Origin of the sequence: Lachnospira sp. CLA-JM-H23, from assembly GCF_040096425.1 — a bacterium.
GTDB lineage: Bacteria > Bacillota > Clostridia > Lachnospirales > Lachnospiraceae > Lachnospira > Lachnospira rogosae.
Window position 1 is genome coordinate 1 of the sequence record NZ_JBBMET010000023.1, and the last position, 506, is coordinate 506.

The following is a 506-nucleotide window of genomic DNA, read 5'->3' on the forward strand; positions in this document are numbered from 1 at the left end:
GTACCCGTACCGTAAACCGACACAGGTGGATGAGGAGAGAATCCTAAGGCCGGCGGGAGAAGCATTGTTAAGGAACTCGGCAAAATGACCCCGTAACTTCGGGAGAAGGGGTGCTCACGCAAGTGAGCCGCAGAGAACTGGCCCAAGCAACTGTTTAGCAAAAACACAGGTCTATGCAAAACCGAAAGGTGAGGTATATGGGCTGACGCCTGCCCGGTGCTGGAAGGTTAAGAGGAGATGTTAGAGCAATCGAAGCATTGAATTTAAGCCCCAGTAAACGGCGGCCGTAACTATAACGGTCCTAAGGTAGCGAAATTCCTTGTCGGGTAAGTTCCGACCCGCACGAAAGGCGTAATGATTTGGGCACTGTCTCGACAATGCACCCGGTGAAATTGAAATACCAGTGAAGATGCTGGTTACCTGCGCCAGGACGGAAAGACCCCATGGAGCTTTACTCTAGCTTGATACTGGGATTCGGTATTGCATGTACAGGATAGGTGGGAGAC

1 rRNA gene is annotated in these 506 nt (G+C 51.4%); it reads left to right on the forward strand.

Annotated elements, in window-relative coordinates:
- Positions 1-506: ribosomal RNA gene (locus tag WMO42_RS13920) — 23S ribosomal RNA — on the forward strand; the annotation flags it as partial.